A 16,493-nucleotide genomic window follows, 5' to 3' on the forward strand; every position below is an offset into this window, starting at 1 on the left:
CTGCCTGCGCCTGCGGCGCCGAGGAACTGCTCATTGCCACGCCCTGAATCGATTGGCGATGGAACCGCCTTCGCGGCTGAGCAGCTCGCCGGGTTGGCCTCGATTTGGTGGTAATGATCGTGGATGCGGGGGCTTACATCGAAGTTGGCATCCAGTCGTTGTCGGCCGGATTGCCGGCCGGGTGGCGTGCGAGGAAATGCTGTCGCGCACAATCTGACATGCCCGCACGAGTCGCGGGACGTGCCGACCGTGGAAGGAGCTGCCGATGGGTTCGCGTGTACCGAGTCAGTGGGAGGAGATCACCGCTGCCGATCCGACGCATTCGGCGCGGTATGTGGAGCGGTTCCGGGATCTGGCGGCCGAGGGGCGGGATATCTTCGGCGAGGCGCGGATGGTCGATGCGATGCTCGAGCGGGGCGCGCGGGTGCTGGATGCCGGGTGCGGTGCTGGGCGGCTGGGCGGATACCTGCACCGGGCGGGGCATGAGGTGGTGGGTGTGGATGTGGACCCGGTGCTGATCGCGGCGGCCGAACTCGACTACCCGGGGCCGCGCTGGTTGGTCGGCGACTTGACCCTGCTGGATCTGCCGGGGCGCGGGGTGAGCATGGCGTTCGATGTGGTGCTGTGCGCGGGGAATGTGATGGGATTCGTGGCCGAATCCACCCGGCGCGAGGTCCTGGCCGGGTTCGCCCGGCATATCGTGCCGGACGGGCGAGTAGTCGTTGGATTCGGCAGCGGCCGTGGCTACGAGTTCGACGTCTTCTTGGCTGACGCCGAATCCGCGGGTCTGGGTGTGGAAGTGCTGCTGTCGAGCTGGGATCTTCGCCCATTCACCGCGGAGTCCGATTTTCTGGTGGCGGTGTTTTCCCCCGTCACCTGAGTCGACCGGATTCGAATCAGTGCACGATCTGCGAGGAGACATGCTGGCCCTGGTGGCCGAAAGTTTTCCACCACCGCACACCTGATCGAAATGGCCTATGCCGCAGTTATCGCGACTCGCGGCGGTCTCCCGATCGAGCGCGTCGACACCGCTGCCGAGCGCAGTCGCGTGCCGATAGGATTGCCGCTGCCGCCCGGCGACCAGTCCCCGACCTCACCCACAACCGTGGAGGTGCCCCGGAATGAGCAGCAGTCCAGGCACTCTCGTCATCGCTGGATAAACGGCCCTGGCTGCCCATCTTCTCGACGCCGCGATCCGCGCCGAGCTGGCCCAGCTCGGCGACTCCGATCGCTACACAGCCCTTTTCGTCTACGACACCGACTTCTCGGGCCGAGTCGGCCGCTGGACGCTGTTCGGCACCGACGCCGAGTACGCGCGCATGCTGTGCACACAGATCGACCAGCTCGAGGTGGCCACCGATGTCCTGCGCGAGAAATTCCCGGCCTGCTAACCCGGCTGGGTGATCACCACCGATCCCCTCTCCCTCACCGACCACTGAAGGGTTGCGTACGTAAGCGCACGCCCTGCGACCGACGATCCGCTGGCAACGATGTTGAGCGGCCGAGTAAGCAATCTACTCGCCCGCAACGGAATCACGACCCTCGCCGACCTGTTGCTCTGCCGACGGATCGACCTCGCCGCCTTCCCTCTCGTAGGCGCCGGGACTCTCGGCGAGATCGCCGCCGCCCTGAGCGACCGCGGCCTAGCCTTGCTACCTGATCACGGCTCCGAGTTCCGGCCATCACTGCACGACCAGCTACGCGTCGCCCTCGAACACCGAGTCGTCTTGATCGCGCTGATCGCCCGCATCCGCGCCGCGGATACCCCCGAGATCCGGGACGACATCGACACCACGCTGGCTCGCCTCGGTGCCACGCTCTGACCAGCACCAATGACATGTCCCGGCCACGAGCACCGCCCCAACGTTGCGAAGGCCTCCGCCATCGAAGGTCGCATCACAGAACTGGTGAATCGTCGCGGCTAGGGCGTGTGTCGACGTGGTTGGGCACGGTCTCGTGCAGCGATGATCTGCATATCGGGGCAATGCATCCTCAAAGCTCGCTTAACGGCTCAACATTTGCGCTCCGGGAAGGCGCGCGCACTGTGCGTATTCGCACCGGGTACTCGCTGCGGCTCGAGCTACCGGCTGTGCGCCGGAGCGGGTACTGCGAGTTCGAATTACTACCCTTCACCGGTGGCACCCGGCAGCGAGGTGAGTTGGCTGCCATCCGGCTACCGTTGAGTCGCATGACGCACACAGAGATCGAAATCACCGCGGAGTTGGTGCGGGATCTGCTGCGTGACCAGCACCCCGACCTGGCCGAGCACCCTGTGCGGCTCGGCGCGCGTGGCTGGGACAACCAGCTGTGGCGGCTCGGCGACGACCTCGCCGTCCGCTTGCCCTGGGCGACGGAATCCGCAGATGCGTTGCTGCGCAAGGAATACACCTGGCTGCCCGCTCTCGCCCGGCGTCTTCCGCTGGCGGTTCCTGTTCCGCACCGCTTCGGTGAGCCCTCCGAACGGTTTCGGCGGCCGTGGATCGTCACCACCTGGGTACCGGGCGAGCCTGCCGACCGAGCCCCCGTCACCCACGCAGCGGAGGCGGCCACAACCCTGGCCGCCTTCCTGACCGCACTTCACCAACCCGCCCCCGAACAGGCACCTCTCGGCCGCGACCGCGGAGGGCCGCTGGCTCGCTGTTCCGACAGGTTCGCCGAGCAGCTTGCAGCGGCCACCGAGCTGGGGCTGATCTCCGAGCCCGATGCCGTCCGCGCGGTCTGGGAAGACGCCGTCGCCGCGCCCGTTTGGGCCGGCCCGGCGCTGTGGCTGCACGGTGACCTGCATCCGGCCAACGTCCTGACCGCGAATGGTGCGATCTGCGGCGTGATCGACTTCGGTGACATCTTCGCCGGCGATCCGGCTTTCGATCTCGCTGCCGCGTGGATTCTGCTGCCCGACGGTGCCACCGACCGCTTCCATGACGCCTACCAGTCAGTCGCCCTGGACGCGGCGACTCTGCAACGCGCCCGCGGATACGCGGTACTGCGCGCCTTCGCCGGCATCTTTATCGGAGACGCCGGGGTCCACGGCCGTCCTAGTGGCAAGCCGACATGGGGTCCACCGGCCCAGGCCGCACTGCGACGCCTCATCGCCACTCAGCGATGATGAAACCCGGTTCCCCAACGCCTCAGAAGACCGGGGACGTATCGCGCAGGATTCGAACAATTATCGCCGCCGGGTCGTCTGTTGCCGCGATGTCAGCGGTCCAAACTGGGGTTCGTCGCCAGCGGTCGAACGCCAGCTCGCCCCGCCGGTCCCGAACGGATCCATGCGGGTGTGCAGGTGCGGTCTGTGTCGATGTAGTCCTCGCCGGTGCGTTCGGCGACGAGCAACCAGAAGCTTTCCGAACTGAGCAGGTGCAGGCTGGTTCGACCTCTCCAACGAGTCGCGCCCGCCGAATCCCTAGTGCAGCGGTTCCTGAGCAACCCGCCGAGCATCCACCTCAGGTCGGCGGGCAGCGCCCGAACAGGTATCACTCGAGGTCGGAGACTCCTCACCCCGCCTATGCGGTACGGCGCAGCCCGGCGAGCACCCGCTTCAGGTCAGCAGCCGATACCTGGTAGTCGTCCCCGACCTCGGCCAAGCCCTCATCGACCCAGCCCCGGATAAGTTCGGCGAGGTCGATGCCACGCTTGCGCGCCTCCGCTTCGGCCAGCTTCCTCTGGCGCAACCTCAGCCGCACCGTGGTCACCACGAACGAGTCGTCGTCGGCAGTGGAAGGCAGCACCGCGTCGGCATCCACCGTCTCACCGAACACCAGCTCTCCCGCCTCGGCGGCCGCAGCCAGCTCCTCGCCCTCGAGCAGGGCCTTCGTGTCCTTGTCCTGTGCGCTCATTGGTTGTTCTCCCACTCCTCGAACGCGGCTTGCTGCTGCGGAGTCATCGGCGCGGCGTAGGTGATCTGGTGATCCCAGCCGTCCAGCGGCCGCAGGACGACCAGGATCGGCGTGCCCGCCGGTGTGCGGGTCCAGACCGCCAGCCCGCGCGCACCGGACTTCGTCTCGACCCGCTGTACCCATCGACGCCGCGCGTCCAGTAGCGCCGCGATCACCTCATCGGTGCCCAGACCCTGCAGACGGCTGATCGCCGATGGCAGCCATTCATAACCCACGGGTAGAGAATACACCGAGCATCTCCGCAGATCAGCGGGTATGGAAGAACTGTTTCACGAAGGCTGGATCACTAGAACTAGCGGTCGATGACGTGATCACCGAGGACGGCCAGATCTTCCTCCTGCTCCGAGAGCCGCCATCCCCGGTCCCTGAGCTGTCGGCCGCACTATGGGTCCGGAAAAGGACACTCAAACTGGGTATCTTCGATCCATTGACTCGATCGGCAAGCCGCGCCGCCGTGGCAGCCGCCTGCCGCGCCAGCGTGACGATTCCGGCATAGGTACTCTCCCCCACGGTCGCGGAGGCCCGGATATCGACGACGGCACCGGCATTGACCACGCCGCTGCGTACCTCGGTGCTCGCGCGGCGCGCGACCGGGACCGATTCCCCGGTCAGCGCCGACTCGTCGAAAACCCCTGCTGTGGTGAGCACTCCGTCGACGGGCACCGTCTCACCGGGCAGTACGACCACGACATCACCCGGTGAAATTTCGGTGGCCGCCACGGTTTCGATGCCGCTGGCATGCCGCCGATGCGCCTGTACCGGTGCGCGCCTCAATAACGCGGATAGGTCGCGCCCGGCTCGGCGGCTGGCGTACGCCTCCAGTACCCGGCCGGTGGCCACCATCAACGCGATCAGTGCGCCCGCGAAATACTCGCTGACCGCGGCGGCACCCACCAGTGCCACCAGCGCGAGCAGATCGGCGCCGTAGCGTCCGCGCCGAAGATCCTGGAAAACCCACACTGCCGCGGGCACGAGCGCGATCGCTGTGGCCGCGAGCCACAGCACATCGGCGACAGCTCCGCTGAACGGACGTGCGACCAGTCCGGCCGCACCCAATACGCCGATCACGGCGACGAGGATCGCCTCACGAAACACCCTCCGCGCCGGTGTCTTCGACGTGCTCTCTGCCGTGTTCATGACGTCTTCTCGATCTCGAATCCCGGTGCCGGAGTACTGATCCGGGTACTGCCTGTGCGCGAGAAGTGCTTCTGCAAAGTGTCGGCAGCCACAACGGCGGGTATAGCGGACAGCGCGGCGAGCGCGGCGGTTCCGGTCGGGCCGGTTTGGTCGAGTAGGTGGGCGAGCGGTGGGATGTACAGGAATGCGGCGAGCATGCCGAGTTCGGCGAGGACGGCCCACAGCAGCAGCCGGTTGGTGCCCAGCGACATCCGCCATACCGGCCGGACTGTGCTGCGGCAGGCGGAAGCGTTTGCCACCTGGCCCAGGACGATCGCCGTGAATGCGGCGCCGGAGCCGGCCGCCAGCACGGGCCCGGTGGGGAACGACTCGCCCGGTCGCCAGCCGGCGGCCAGGAACGAGACGACGAACACGGCCAGGCTGATCGCCGCCTCCACCGGGCCGAGGACGCCGAACGCGCGGGCGAACAGCTTCCGGTCGAGCAGATGGCCCCGCGCCGGCGGCCGGTCGAGCACATGCCGTGCCGGCGGCTCGGCCCCAAGCGCCAATGCGGGCAGCACATCGGTGCCGATATCTAGGGCCAGCACCTGCAGCACGCCGATGGCGAGCGGAAATGTGCCACCGGACAATGCCCAGACCACGAACGGGGCCAGTTCGGCGACGTTGTCGGTGAGATGGTAGGTGAGGAACCGGCGGATGTTGGCGAACGTGGCTCTGCCCTGTTCGACGGCGGCCACAATGGTGCCGAAATCGTCGTCGAGCAACACCAGGTCCGACGCTTCGCGCGCCACATCGGTTCCGGACTTGCCCATCGCGACGCCGATGGCGGCCTCGCGTAGCGCGGGTGCGTCGTTGACGCCGTCGCCGGTCATCGCGACGACATGGCCGCGCGTTTGCAGGGCCCGGGCGATACGGAGTTTGTCCTCCGGCGTAACCCGTGCGACGACGGCGGCGTCCCGGTCCAGCAACTCCCCCAACTCCTCTGGTGCACTGGGCAGCTCGTGACCAGTGAACACCGGGGTTGCAGGACCGCCCAGACCTACCTCACGTGCGATCGCCCGGGCAGTCTCCGGATGGTCGCCGGTGATCATGACGACCTGGATACCGGCGCGGCGGCATGCGGCCAACGCGGCGGCCGCGCCCCGGCGCGGCGGATCCTCCAGTGCGACCAGCCCCAGCAGAGTCAGTTCGGCTTCCGCCTCGTCCGCCGTCGTGGGCAGGGGGCCGGTGAGCTGCCGGGCAGCCACCGCGATCACCCGCAACCCACGCCCGGCCAGCCGGTGCAGCGCGTCGGTCGCCTGCGGTTGCGGCAGGCAGCGGGAGAAGATCGCATCAGGTGCGCCTTTGACCAGTACGCGGTCGTCGACGACGACCGCCATCCGGCGCCGCCGCGCGTCGAACGGGAATCGGGCGCGTTCGGGATGCGTACCGGCGTCCTCGTCGACACCGGCGCGACCGGCGAGGACGTCCAACGCCGCCTCCATCGGATCCCCCTGCGCGACCCACTCTCCGTTTCGGTGCGCCACTCGCCCCGAGGAGCAGCGGCGGGCCGCCCGAGCCAGCTCCCGCAGCGAATCCAGGCCATCGGGCGGCGTGCAGATCACCTCACCGGTCGGTTGGTAGCCGTCTCCGGCGATCGTCGCCGCCCCGCCCGGCATCCAGACCTCGACCACCGACATCTCGTTCTGGGTGAGGGTTCCGGTCTTGTCGGTGCAGATGAGCGTGGTGGAGCCGAGCGTCTCCACAGCCTCGAGATGGCGGACCAGCGCATGCCGTTCGGCCATCCGCTGCGCGCCCATGGCCAGTGACAGCGTGACGGTCGGCAGCAGCCCGCAGGGCACGACGGCCACGGTGACGCCGACTGCGAACAGAAACCCGTCGGAGGCGGGGGTGCCGACCAGTAGCGCCAGCGAGAAGAACACGACACCCACGACGATCGCGACGGCGGCGATGATCCGCGAGATCCGATCCAGTTCCCGCCGCAGCGGGGTGAGCGCCGGGTGCTGCGCCTGGGTGAGTTTCGCGATACCTGCCAGCCGGGTCCGCTCCCCGATCGCCACCACTGTTGCCTGGGCTTCGCCTTCGACGATGAAACATCCCGCATACACCTCGTCTCCCGTAACGGGATGTTCCGGCACACTTTCACCGGTGAGCGCCGAGGTGTCCACGGCCAGCGCATGTACCCGATCCAGGCGCAGATCCGCCGAGATGCGGTCGCCCTCGGCGAGTAAGACCACGTCGTCGGTGACGAGTTGGTCGGCGGGCACCTGGACGACGGTCGCGTCGCGCACCACGGTGACCTTGCGGGGCAGTAGGTTACGCAACCGCTCGGCGGCATGCTCGGCCCGCTGCTCCTGCACGAATGCGAAAAGCCCGTTCAGCACCACCACGACGAACACCGCGATGCCCAACTGCGGCATCCCGGCCACGAATGCCAGCGCGCCGGCCACCCAGAACAGCAGGGCGAAGAAGTGCACCATCTCGCCCGCGAACCGCCGCCACGCGGGAGTCGCGTGCCGCACAGGCAGCGCGTTGAGACCCTCCAGCCCTTGTCGGCGGGCCACTTCGGTGGCGGTCAGCCCGCGTCGTCCGGTAGCCAGATCGACGGCGCTCATGCCAGCGCCTCGCCGCCGCGCGGTTCCGGCAAGGCCGCGATCGCGGCCGCCGCTGTCCGCCCGCTCATGAGCACACCCGCCAGGCGATCATCTAGGCCCCGATCCTGCGATGGGTCTTCCGATGATGGTGATCGGGATGATGGCGCGTCCACCAGACCGCGATCAGGAGCGCGACCATACACAACGCCGCGGCGACCACGATGCCAACGACTACGACCGCGATCACTTCACCGGTAGCCATACCTGTTACATCCTTCGTGCCGCGCAGCGTCGACCACCAGCGCGTGCGGTGGTACTCCGATCCGAGTCTGCGCCGCCCCGGGAGCCGCCGCGCGGGGCAAAAGAATGCGAAGACCAGGACTTTTGCCACTTTATGTGTGACTTGCAGCGGAAGATGGCGGTGTTCTCGCACTGTCAGGTGGCGCCGATGGAGGCGTCGAGCCCCTATGCCCCTGAGACGCAGGGTATTCGAGCGTCCCATTCATGCCGGATTGAGAGCGCTGGTGCAGTCATAGACAGGTCGCGAGCGATTCGAAGGCGCTGTGCAGGTCGGATCCGGCGAAGATTCGGGGTTCCGTGTCCGGCGCGGTGGGTTGTCGGACGGTGTAGTAATCAGCCAGATACCGCAGATCGCCCCACGGTTCCTGCGCGTGAACGCGGTCCAGAACCCGCTCACATCGGAGGCATTCGATCCATGGGACGACGAGCAGCCCCGTCAAAGCGGAGTCGGTGATGCCGAGTCGGCCTGGCTCGACCGGCGACGAAGTCTCGTCGGACAGCAGTCGCAGCGAAGCCTCATCATCGGATTCTGGTGCACACGCGATGATTTCGTCGTGCCGCGCCAGTCGTTCGCCCCATTGCTCGGCCAGCACTTCGATCTCGGCACGCGTACGGTCGCTGATAGGCACCTGGTGCTCGATCAGCTGTTGCATCAAGAACCACAATCCGGCTTCCTGCCGACCGGCCGCGCGGCAGTCGCGAAAGTTATCGCCGGCTTCAGCGGGCAACAGGAGAGCCAGTCGTTCCCAAAGGTCCACTTCGTAGGCCTCGTAACGACTCTCGCCCTCCACCAACGCGACACTACCGGGCGGAAGGTCTGCACAAGTTCACATGCCCACACCTCGCCCGACAACCCACGCTCAGACCGCCTGGTGCACGGCATCGTGTCTTGGTAACGAGCGTTCCTGATCCAGACGGCCAGCGTGGATTGCCGCTGGTCGCGCTGATCCCCCGCCGACGCCGTGCGGCGCCAGCGGGGATCGCGTGCGGCTCACACCGCTTTGCGTAGCCCGGCGTCGACGAGCACGTCGGTCCCTGTCGTGCTCGCCGAGCGAGGAGAGCAGAGCAGCACGACCATATCGGCGATCTCCTGCGGTTCGATGAGCCGCCCCGTGGTCAGCTGCATCATGTCCGCCGCACCGCTGCGCAGCACAGTGTCGCGATCCGAGCCGGTCGCTGCAGCGAGGACGTCCGCAGCGCCGCCTTCCTCGGTCCACCACGGTGTGACGACCGGTCCGGGGGACACCGTGTTCACCCGGATGCCCTGCGGCCCGAATTCCTCGGACAGTGCCTTGGTGAGGTTGGCGATCCCGGCTTTCGCCACCCCGTAGTCGACGTTGATATTGCTCGGCACGTGGGCGAGCGTGGAGGAGATGTTGACGATGGCGCCGCCGCCGCGAGCCAGCATGAGCGGTATCGCGGCGCGAATCGCTCGCACGGTCGCCATGAGATTGAAGTCCAGCATGGCATGCCAGTCGGCATCGTCGAGCGCGTTGAACGAGAAGCGCGGCAGCACCGCGCCGGGCGGTGGCCCGCCCGCGTTGTTGACCAGGATGTCCACACCGCCGAAGGCGCGTTCAGCCGCGCCGACGGCTCGAGCCGGACCGTCCGCTGCGGTGAGGTCCATCGCAACGTGCACCAGCCGGTCGCCTTCGAGCTCGGCGAGTTCCGGGGTCGAGCGACGCGAAACCACCACGACCAGTGCGCCTTCCGCGTGAAGGGTGCGTGCGGTGGCCAGCCCGATTCCCTTCGACGCACCGGTGACCACCGCGACTCTGTTCTGCAACTGAAGATCCATGTAGCGAAGTCTGCTGCGGCAGCGGACGCGCCGCTGGCGGCTTCCGGTCGCGGCGTCCGGAAACCGAACGGGTACGTCGCTGGACTCAGGTCGGAGCAGTTCGGGAAGCGATGTGGGGGCGCAGGCACAGTGAACCCGAACGGCTCGGCTCATCCACGCCACCGATCAACTCGCTCAGGCGCTCATCTGAAAGCCTTGTCTCGGCATCCGCCGACGACCGCGACTCGGCATTATGGGGACGTTCCAGATACCCGCGGCTTCAGGCTGCGGACCTACATTCGCCTCATCAGCGCCACCTGACATCGCGAGAACACCGCCACCGAACACTGCGAGTCACACTTTATGACGCAGAGGTTTACTCCGCCCCGGAGCTGTGATCGACCGTGCCGGCCAGGCGGCGGGCGGCATCTTGGACCTCGGTGGTGAGCCGCCGCAGTTGCGGAGTGATCGCGGCGATCGGAGCGACAGGAGAGCGTAGGTCACGCGCCTTTTCCGGGAGCTGGGCGAGTCGATGGGAACTCGATGCGAGACGAAGGCGGCCACGTCATTCTCGTCCAGCCCGCCTGAGGCGACGATACGCACCTCGGGTATACCGGCGCGTTCGAGCATCCGGCGGGCGCCGAACGCCAGCGCGGCGAGGTCACCGCTGTCCAGCCGGATAGCAGCGTGGTGATGCAGACCGAGACGGTCGACGACCTCGATAGCGTGGGCGACGCCGCCGAGTGTGTCGTAGGTGTCGACCAAGAAGGTGGCCTGCCCGGGATGGTCGGCGACGAAGGCGTAGAAGGCGTCGAACTCGGTCGGGAAGGCCTCGATATAGGAGTGCGCCGTGGTTCCGGCCGGGCGCAGGCCGTACCGGCGGGCTGCCTCGACATTGCTCGTTGCCGCGAAGCCGACCGAGCCCGACAGACGGGCAGCGGCCAGTCCCGCCTCGATGCCCTGAGTACGGCGAAAGGCGAAGTCCACCAATTCGATACGGTCCGCCGCCGCGATGCGGCAGCGCGCTGCCTTGGTGGCGAGCGTCGTATGCACGCTGACCTGGTTGAGCAGATCGGTTCCGACCAGCTGCGCCTCGGCGATCGGCGCGGTCACCTCGAGGATGGGTTCGCCCGCGAGAACCATCCGTCCATCGGGGACGGCCCACACCTCACCGCTGAACCGGAGCGGGGTAAAGGACTCGATGCTGTCGTCGTCGAAGCCGATGGCGGCCAGGTACTCCAGAGCGGCTGGCGCGAAGCTGAACTGTTCGAGCCAATCCAGGCAATCGGCGACCCCGGCGGTAACGAGAAATCCGCGATTGGCGGGCAGGTTGCGGACGAACAAGCTGAAGGTAGCGGGCGTGATCATGCGCCTGCGCAGGTAGCTGGCCGCCATGTTCAGCTCATAGAGGTCGGTGAGCAATGCGCCGGGCATGTGTCGAGCATGTTCGCCTCAGTAGGTGCCGGTTGCAGAGGCGAAGGGGCTCACCCCTCGGCCGAGGCGGGCAGGCTGCGGATGACCAGGGCCGAAGATCCCCAGCGAAAAGAGTCGATCGGCCGATCCGGTCCGGGGACATCGGGCTCTAGGCGTGGGGTGGCCACCAGGACGACGCTGATGGCATGTCTCCCAAGAGCGATCCTCTGGCAGCGTCGGTGTACAACGCCCACGAATGGCTGAACGCGGTGGCCGGAAAAATCGGCACCGAGGACCCCGACTTCGTGCACCGGGTGGTGCGCACTTGGCTGCATGCCGTACGAGACCGCATCGGTGTCGTCGGCTCAGCCCATCTGACCGCGCAGCTGCCCGAGATTCTGCGCGGCATCTACTACGAAGGCTGGGTGCCGAGCCACACTCCCGTAGGGCATCGTGTCACACCCTTCCTGGACCAGTTCGCCAACGAAGCCGGCGTCACTCGCGACGAAGTACCCCGCCTCGCCGGCGCGGTCACCGACACGCTGACCGACCGGTTCTCCCCTGGGCAGCTCGACGGTGTCTTCGCCGTGCTGCCGGAGCGCCTACGAGCGGTGTTGCACGGCGAGAGCGCTGACCGGATCGCCGCCGCTGAGACCGTCACCGACCGGATCGACGAGCTGGAGCATCGACTGCTGTTGCTCGGCGACGCCATCGCGGTGCTCACTCGCGGCCTCGAACAACTGCCGATCGGTGACACCGGCGACGAACGCCGGACCACGGCCGCGCAGCAGGCCCACCGCATCCTCATGGCCGAGCATCTCACCACGGCATCCTCCGAGCAGCCGCAGTAGTCCCATCGGCATCGGCGCCTGCAGCCCGGAACCTCGCTACCTCGCCCCGAGAGGGTGTCATCATGCTCCATGCCTCGGCCACGCGAAACAACAACCGGATAACTGCCGCGCTCGAGCCGTTCGCGCAACTGCGCGAGACCCATACCGGCCTGGTGCTGCTCTGCGGGGACCGCGCCTACAAGGCGAAGAAACCAGTTGTCACCGACTTCCTCGACTTCGGTACGCCGGAGAACCGCGAGCTGGCGTGCGCCCGGGAACTCGAGTTGAATCAGCGCCTCGCGCCCGACGTCTACCTCGGTCTTGCTCATCTGACAGATCCAGAAGGCGGCGCCGATGAACCGATCATCGTGATGCGCCGGATGCCGGACTCACGGCGCCTGTCCACCATGCTCGCGGACCCGTCCCCGGAAGCGGCCGAATTGTCCGCGCTGGCAACAACTCTCGCACGATTTCACGCCACAGCCCGGCGCGGCGCCGATATCGACCGTGCCGGCGCACCGGCGCAGCTGCGGCGGCGCTGGCACGCTCTGCTGCGGCCCTTGCGTGAACACCCGCACGAATCGATCGATCCGTGCGGCCTGGCGCATTCCGAAGACCTCGCCATGCGCTACCTCGACGGTCGCACACCGCTGCTGACGGAACGGATCGCGGATGGCCGCATCGTCGACGGACACGGGGATCTGCTCGCGGAGGACATCTTCGTGCTCCCCGACGGCTTCCGGATCCTGGACTGCCTCGACTTCGATGACGAATTACGCTACGTCGACGGCCTCGATGACGCCGCGTTCCTCACTATGGACCTCGAATTCCTCGGTCACCCTGAGGAATCCGATTCATTCCTGAACGACTACCTGCGCGCGGCAGGCGATTCACCGCCGCCGTCGCTACGCCACCACTACATCGCCTATCGGGCAATGGTCCGCGCGAAGACCGATCGTGTCCGCGCGGGACAGGGCGATCCGGATGCGTCACGGCATGCCGAGCAGCACCTCGAGCTCGCGATACGCCATCTGGAACAGGGCGCCGTCCGGCTCGTGCTCGTCGGTGGTCTGCCCGGCACGGGAAAATCGACGGTCGCCGCCCGGCTGGCAGCCGCGACGGGAGCCGAGGTGATTTCCAGCGACAGCGTGCGCGCCACGCTGCGTGCCACCGGAGCGATCGCCGGAGCCGCAGGCACCTTCGGCGGCGGAGCCTATCGGCCCGCCGCGAAGACCCTGGTGTACGCGCATCTGCTGGACAGAGCTGGGGACCGGCTCGAGCACGGGGTTTCGGTGATACTCGACGCCAGCTGGACCGACGCGGACGAACGCGCCCTGGCCACCGCCCTGGTGGATCGGACGCGTGCCGATCTCGTGCCGTTGCGGTGTGTCTGTTCCCGGCCTCTCGCGGCAGAACGGATAGGCGCCAGGCCCCACGGTGATTCGGAAGCGACGCCTGCGATCGCGGACGCCTTGGCAGCCACGACATCGCCATGGCCCGAGGCCACCGTGCTCGACACCACGCGTCCGATCGACGACTCGGTCGCCACTGCGCTGCGTGCCTGGCACGACCGGGTCGCCCAGCTGGCTGCCGCCGTCAAGCGAGGGTGAGCGGCTCGCGCAGCGGCTGATCGCTATGGAGGCGGGCGGTGGCATCCGCCAGCAGCGGAGCGATGGAGCAGACCTCGATCGGCACGACAGGGTCATGTCCGATCCTGCTACCCGAGTACGGGATGGGAATAGGGGCATAGGCGTGTGGAACTCGGGTCTCGGAGCCGGATGCGATGACGGGCTGCCCTTCAGCGGGATGGATGACATTCCGCTCACCGTTCGTGCGCTAGATGTGTCGCGGCCGCGGCTCGCGCTGCTGAGCGGCATGTCGGCTCGACCGGGTCGCGCTCTCGGCCACGACTGGTGACAGATGACTCTCGTCCCGCCCGAACAGTGCTGTTCGGCCGTATCCCGATCGGTGTACGGCGCGCACAGTGAAACAACCGAACACCCCGAAGTGAAGGAGAGACTGCCGTGATGTTCTGGCACAGCAACGGAATGACCGGATGGGGATACGGTCTGATGACCATCAGCATGGTGATCTTCTGGGCGCTGGTGATCGGTGGCATCGTGGCACTGATCCGCTACACCGCGACCCCATCCCAGGGGCAGCCCACGGTGCCACCGCAGCAGGTGCTGGCCGACCGTTACGCCCGTGGCGAGATCGACGACGAGGAATACACCCGTCGATTGAGAACCCTCAACAGCGCCACATCCACCTGAGGTGTACCGGCATGGTTCGAAGGCAGTAGGCGATGGCCACCCGCGAATCCCACATGTCGCAATCCGACCTGTTCTCATGGAACATGGAACGCGATCCGGCGCTGCGCTCGACGATCGTCTCGATCCTGATTCTCGATACCGATCCGGATTGGGATCGTCTGGTGGAGACGATCGATCGCGGCACCCGTATCGTGCCGAGGTTGCGGCATCGGTTGGTCACCGCGCCGTTCGGTCTCGCGCCGCCGCGGTGGGTGCTCGATTCGGATTTCGACCTGTCCTGGCACCTGCGCCGTTCCGCGCTGCCGGCACCGGCGGACCTCTCCGCGGTACTCGAGTTCGCCCGAACCGAAGCGATGACCGCGTTCGATCCGGCCCGCCCACTATGGCGCTCGACTTTGCTCAGCGGCTTGAACGGCGCGGGATGCGCGCTGGTGATGACGGTGCACCATAGTCTCACCGATGGCATCGGTGGTATTCAGATCGCTACAGCGCTGCTCGATTTCGATCGAGCGGGCACCGACCGCAGCTATCCGCCCGAGCCGCCGCCGGACCGTGACGGCACGTTCCGCGACATCGTGGCGTGGAACTGGTCGGTCGGCTCGGATCTTCTTCGCGGCGGTATGCGGGCCACGCCGCGAACCGCGTGGCGGGCGGTCACTCATCCCGCGCGATCGGCGCGCGCTGGCGCCGCGCTGGCGACCTCGCTGGTCCGCTTGGCCCAGCCCGTCACCGCGACGCTATCGCCGGTGATGACCGAGCGCAGTCTCCGTCGCCGGCTGGCAGTGCTGGACGCTCCCGTCGAGCAGCTACGCAACGCCGCTCGGGCGGTTGGCTGCACCATGAACGACGCGTTCCTGACCGCGGTGGTCACCGGACTACGCATGTATCACGATCGGCACGGGGCGAGAGTCGACCAGCTGCGGGTGACCATGCCGATCAGCCTGCGCACAGCCGACGATCCACTCGGCGGCAACCGGATCACCCTGGCTCGTTTCGCGTTGCCGGCCGACATCCCCGACGCCGCAGGGCTGATGCGCGCCGTGGACGCCGCGGTCGCCGGTTGGCGCCGCGAGCCGGCGATACCGCTGTCCGGCGCCGTCGCCGCGGCGTTCAACCGGCTGCCGGCCGGATTGCTCACCGAGATGCTCAAACATATCGACTTCCTCGCGTCCAACGTCCCGGGTTCCCCGGTGCCTCTCTATATCGCCCGGGCGCGGATCGACCGAATGTACGCTTTCGGTCCCACCATCGGCACGGCCGTCAACGTAACCCTGACCTCGCATGCCGGAACCTGCTACGTCGCGATCAACGCGGATGCCGCCGCGATCCCCGACATCGCGATCTTGACCGACTGCCTCGCCGCCGGTTTCGCCGCCGTGCTCCGCCTCGGCGGCGAGGGCGCGTCAGAGGCCGGCGCCAACCTCCCCTCCGGAGCACCTCGATCGACACCAGTGTGATCGGTTCCGGGCAGCGAGCGTACGAGTGCGGCGGAGCAAAGGCGGCAAACCTTCGAGGTGCCGATGAAAGGCCCTGGCAGCGCCGGCAATCCAAACCGGAGAATGGAGCAATGAGAGAGTTCCTTGCTTACGGCGCAGCCCCCCTCACCGGGCTATGGAGCATTGCTCATGCGGTGCCGACACGCCAGGTCGTCGCAGGGTTCGAACCGATCACCCTCGACAACCGTCGAGCGATCCTCCAGGAATGGGTTGCCGAGTCGGTCGCATTGTGGGGCATCGCCCTCACCGTGGTCGCGGCCACTGTCGCAGGCAACGGCACCGATGTCACCGAGTGGGTGTACCGGATCGCGTCCGGCCCGCCGGCGCACCGCTCGGTCGATGTCGACCGCGCCCGCGTCCGGGGGCAGTTCGCCCTCGCTGCTGTACAGCGCGATCGGCTCGAAGAGCACAACCCGGGTCCGGATCCGGCAGCGCGGTCCACAGCATCCCGCGGGCGTCGGCCACTGTGGCCGGTAGGACATCCCGGTCACCCAGCCCGGATCCGCGGTACACCAGAGCACGTCGCCGGGCCGTAGATCCAGCGCGTAGCGGGCCCCCGCCGGGCAGCCCCGACAAGTCGAATCGCGCCGCTGTCCAGTCGAATGCCTGGCGAGACATCCGATAGTCGGTCAGATTGGCTCCGGCACGCTCGGACGCGGACTTCTCGATCGGTTCCCAGCGCGTCGGCAAGTCATGGCTCACAGTTCTCATTTCCGCCTCCGCAGTCCAGTCAACGACGGAGATCCGAGCACCCGGGAGGGCGCAAAGACCATCCCC

Annotated in this window: 16 protein-coding genes; 8 read left to right on the top strand and 8 right to left on the bottom strand. The window is 67.3% G+C overall.

Going from position 1 to position 16,493, the window contains the following annotated elements; all coding sequences use genetic code 11:
* Positions 1 to 265 precede the first annotated feature (265 nt).
* The 3 genes from ACT86A_RS25520 to ACT86A_RS25530 all read left to right on the top strand — a co-directional run bounded on the left by ACT86A_RS25520 (position 266) and on the right by ACT86A_RS25530 (position 3,106).
* On the top strand, positions 266 to 880 hold the full coding sequence (locus ACT86A_RS25520; protein ID WP_445094757.1) for a class I SAM-dependent methyltransferase: 615 nt from the start codon (positions 266 to 268) through the stop codon (positions 878 to 880).
* Positions 881 to 1,493: 613 nt separating this feature from the next.
* A complete protein-coding gene (locus tag ACT86A_RS25525; RefSeq protein WP_445094758.1) occupies positions 1,494 to 1,823 on the top strand; it encodes a hypothetical protein in 330 nt (109 codons plus the stop codon).
* A 365-nt stretch (positions 1,824 to 2,188) separates the two neighbouring features.
* The gene (locus ACT86A_RS25530; protein ID WP_445094759.1) at positions 2,189 to 3,106 is read left to right on the top strand and encodes an aminoglycoside phosphotransferase family protein; all 918 of its coding nucleotides are present in this window, start codon (positions 2,189 to 2,191) and stop codon (positions 3,104 to 3,106) included.
* 397 nt (positions 3,107 to 3,503) lie between these two features.
* Here ACT86A_RS25530 and ACT86A_RS25535 read toward each other — a convergent pair whose 3' ends face one another.
* The 8 genes from ACT86A_RS25535 to ACT86A_RS25570 form a co-directional block, all read right to left on the bottom strand.
* Entirely contained in the window at positions 3,504 to 3,836 is a 333-nt protein-coding gene (locus tag ACT86A_RS25535) for a hypothetical protein (protein WP_445094760.1), read from the bottom strand.
* Positions 3,833 to 4,111, bottom strand: a complete 279-nt coding sequence (locus ACT86A_RS25540) for a hypothetical protein (protein WP_445094761.1) — start codon at positions 4,109 to 4,111, stop codon at positions 3,833 to 3,835. Before ACT86A_RS25540 ends, ACT86A_RS25535 begins: the two co-directional genes overlap by 4 nt.
* 31 nt (positions 4,112 to 4,142) lie before the next feature.
* Positions 4,143 to 5,033, bottom strand: a complete 891-nt coding sequence (locus ACT86A_RS25545) for a P-type ATPase actuator domain-containing protein (RefSeq protein ID WP_445094762.1) — start codon at positions 5,031 to 5,033, stop codon at positions 4,143 to 4,145.
* Positions 5,030 to 7,648 carry a cation-translocating P-type ATPase gene (locus ACT86A_RS25550; protein ID WP_445094763.1) on the bottom strand — a complete coding sequence of 873 codons (2,619 nt, stop codon included), beginning with the start codon at positions 7,646 to 7,648 and terminating at the stop codon, positions 5,030 to 5,032. Before ACT86A_RS25550 ends, ACT86A_RS25545 begins: the two co-directional genes overlap by 4 nt.
* A 91-nt stretch (positions 7,649 to 7,739) precedes the next feature.
* A complete protein-coding gene (locus ACT86A_RS25555) occupies positions 7,740 to 7,889 on the bottom strand; it encodes a hypothetical protein (protein WP_445094764.1) in 150 nt (49 codons plus the stop codon).
* A gap of 268 nt (positions 7,890 to 8,157) precedes the next feature.
* On the bottom strand, positions 8,158 to 8,718 hold the full coding sequence (locus ACT86A_RS25560) for a hypothetical protein (RefSeq protein WP_445094765.1): 561 nt from the start codon (positions 8,716 to 8,718) through the stop codon (positions 8,158 to 8,160).
* A 200-nt stretch (positions 8,719 to 8,918) separates the two neighbouring features.
* Complete coding sequence (locus ACT86A_RS25565) at positions 8,919 to 9,725, bottom strand: SDR family NAD(P)-dependent oxidoreductase (protein ID WP_445094766.1); 807 nt, start codon at positions 9,723 to 9,725, stop codon at positions 8,919 to 8,921.
* Between the two features lie 333 nt (positions 9,726 to 10,058).
* A complete protein-coding gene (locus ACT86A_RS25570; RefSeq protein WP_445094767.1) occupies positions 10,059 to 11,138 on the bottom strand; it encodes a nicotinate phosphoribosyltransferase in 1,080 nt (359 codons plus the stop codon).
* Positions 11,139 to 11,323: 185 nt separating this feature from the next.
* Between ACT86A_RS25570 and ACT86A_RS25575 the strand changes: the two genes are divergently transcribed.
* From ACT86A_RS25575 to ACT86A_RS25595, 5 genes are all read left to right on the top strand, one after another.
* Complete coding sequence (locus ACT86A_RS25575) at positions 11,324 to 11,968, top strand: DUF2267 domain-containing protein (protein ID WP_445094768.1); 645 nt, start codon at positions 11,324 to 11,326, stop codon at positions 11,966 to 11,968.
* Between the two features lie 62 nt (positions 11,969 to 12,030).
* Positions 12,031 to 13,557: a bifunctional aminoglycoside phosphotransferase/ATP-binding protein gene (locus ACT86A_RS25580; RefSeq protein ID WP_445094769.1), complete on the top strand. Its 1,527-nt coding sequence runs from the start codon at positions 12,031 to 12,033 to the stop codon at positions 13,555 to 13,557.
* 417 nt (positions 13,558 to 13,974) lie between these two features.
* Positions 13,975 to 14,220 carry an SHOCT domain-containing protein gene (locus ACT86A_RS25585; protein WP_445094772.1) on the top strand — a complete coding sequence of 82 codons (246 nt, stop codon included), beginning with the start codon at positions 13,975 to 13,977 and terminating at the stop codon, positions 14,218 to 14,220.
* A 32-nt stretch (positions 14,221 to 14,252) separates the two neighbouring features.
* Positions 14,253 to 15,677, top strand: coding sequence for a wax ester/triacylglycerol synthase domain-containing protein (locus tag ACT86A_RS25590; protein WP_445094770.1), 1,425 nt, complete (start codon positions 14,253 to 14,255; stop codon positions 15,675 to 15,677).
* A 110-nt stretch (positions 15,678 to 15,787) separates the two neighbouring features.
* On the top strand, positions 15,788 to 16,252 hold the full coding sequence (locus ACT86A_RS25595; RefSeq protein WP_445094771.1) for a hypothetical protein: 465 nt from the start codon (positions 15,788 to 15,790) through the stop codon (positions 16,250 to 16,252).
* The last annotated feature ends 241 nt before the right edge of the window (positions 16,253 to 16,493 follow it).

The organism is Nocardia glycosmidis, from assembly GCF_052545115.1.

Bases quoted from the DNA above. Each gene is read 5' to 3' on its own strand.
- ACT86A_RS25520 (WP_445094757.1), top strand. From the start codon at position 266: ATGGGTTCGCGTGTACCGAGTCAGTGGGAGGAGATCACCGCTGCCGAT.
- ACT86A_RS25530 (WP_445094759.1), top strand. From the start codon at position 2,189: ATGACGCACACAGAGATCGAAATCACCGCGGAGTTGGTGCGGGATCTG.
- ACT86A_RS25535 (WP_445094760.1), bottom strand. From the start codon at position 3,836: ATGAGCGCACAGGACAAGGACACGAAGGCCCTGCTCGAGGGCGAGGAG.
- ACT86A_RS25545 (WP_445094762.1), bottom strand. From the start codon at position 5,033: ATGAACACGGCAGAGAGCACGTCGAAGACACCGGCGCGGAGGGTGTTT.
- ACT86A_RS25550 (WP_445094763.1), bottom strand. From the start codon at position 7,648: ATGAGCGCCGTCGATCTGGCTACCGGACGACGCGGGCTGACCGCCACC.
- ACT86A_RS25555 (WP_445094764.1), bottom strand. From the start codon at position 7,889: ATGGCTACCGGTGAAGTGATCGCGGTCGTAGTCGTTGGCATCGTGGTC.
- ACT86A_RS25565 (WP_445094766.1), bottom strand. From the start codon at position 9,725: ATGGATCTTCAGTTGCAGAACAGAGTCGCGGTGGTCACCGGTGCGTCG.
- ACT86A_RS25570 (WP_445094767.1), bottom strand. From the start codon at position 11,138: ATGCCCGGCGCATTGCTCACCGACCTCTATGAGCTGAACATGGCGGCC.
- ACT86A_RS25575 (WP_445094768.1), top strand. From the start codon at position 11,324: ATGTCTCCCAAGAGCGATCCTCTGGCAGCGTCGGTGTACAACGCCCAC.
- ACT86A_RS25580 (WP_445094769.1), top strand. From the start codon at position 12,031: ATGCTCCATGCCTCGGCCACGCGAAACAACAACCGGATAACTGCCGCG.
- ACT86A_RS25585 (WP_445094772.1), top strand. From the start codon at position 13,975: ATGTTCTGGCACAGCAACGGAATGACCGGATGGGGATACGGTCTGATG.
- ACT86A_RS25590 (WP_445094770.1), top strand. From the start codon at position 14,253: ATGGCCACCCGCGAATCCCACATGTCGCAATCCGACCTGTTCTCATGG.
- ACT86A_RS25595 (WP_445094771.1), top strand. From the start codon at position 15,788: ATGAGAGAGTTCCTTGCTTACGGCGCAGCCCCCCTCACCGGGCTATGG.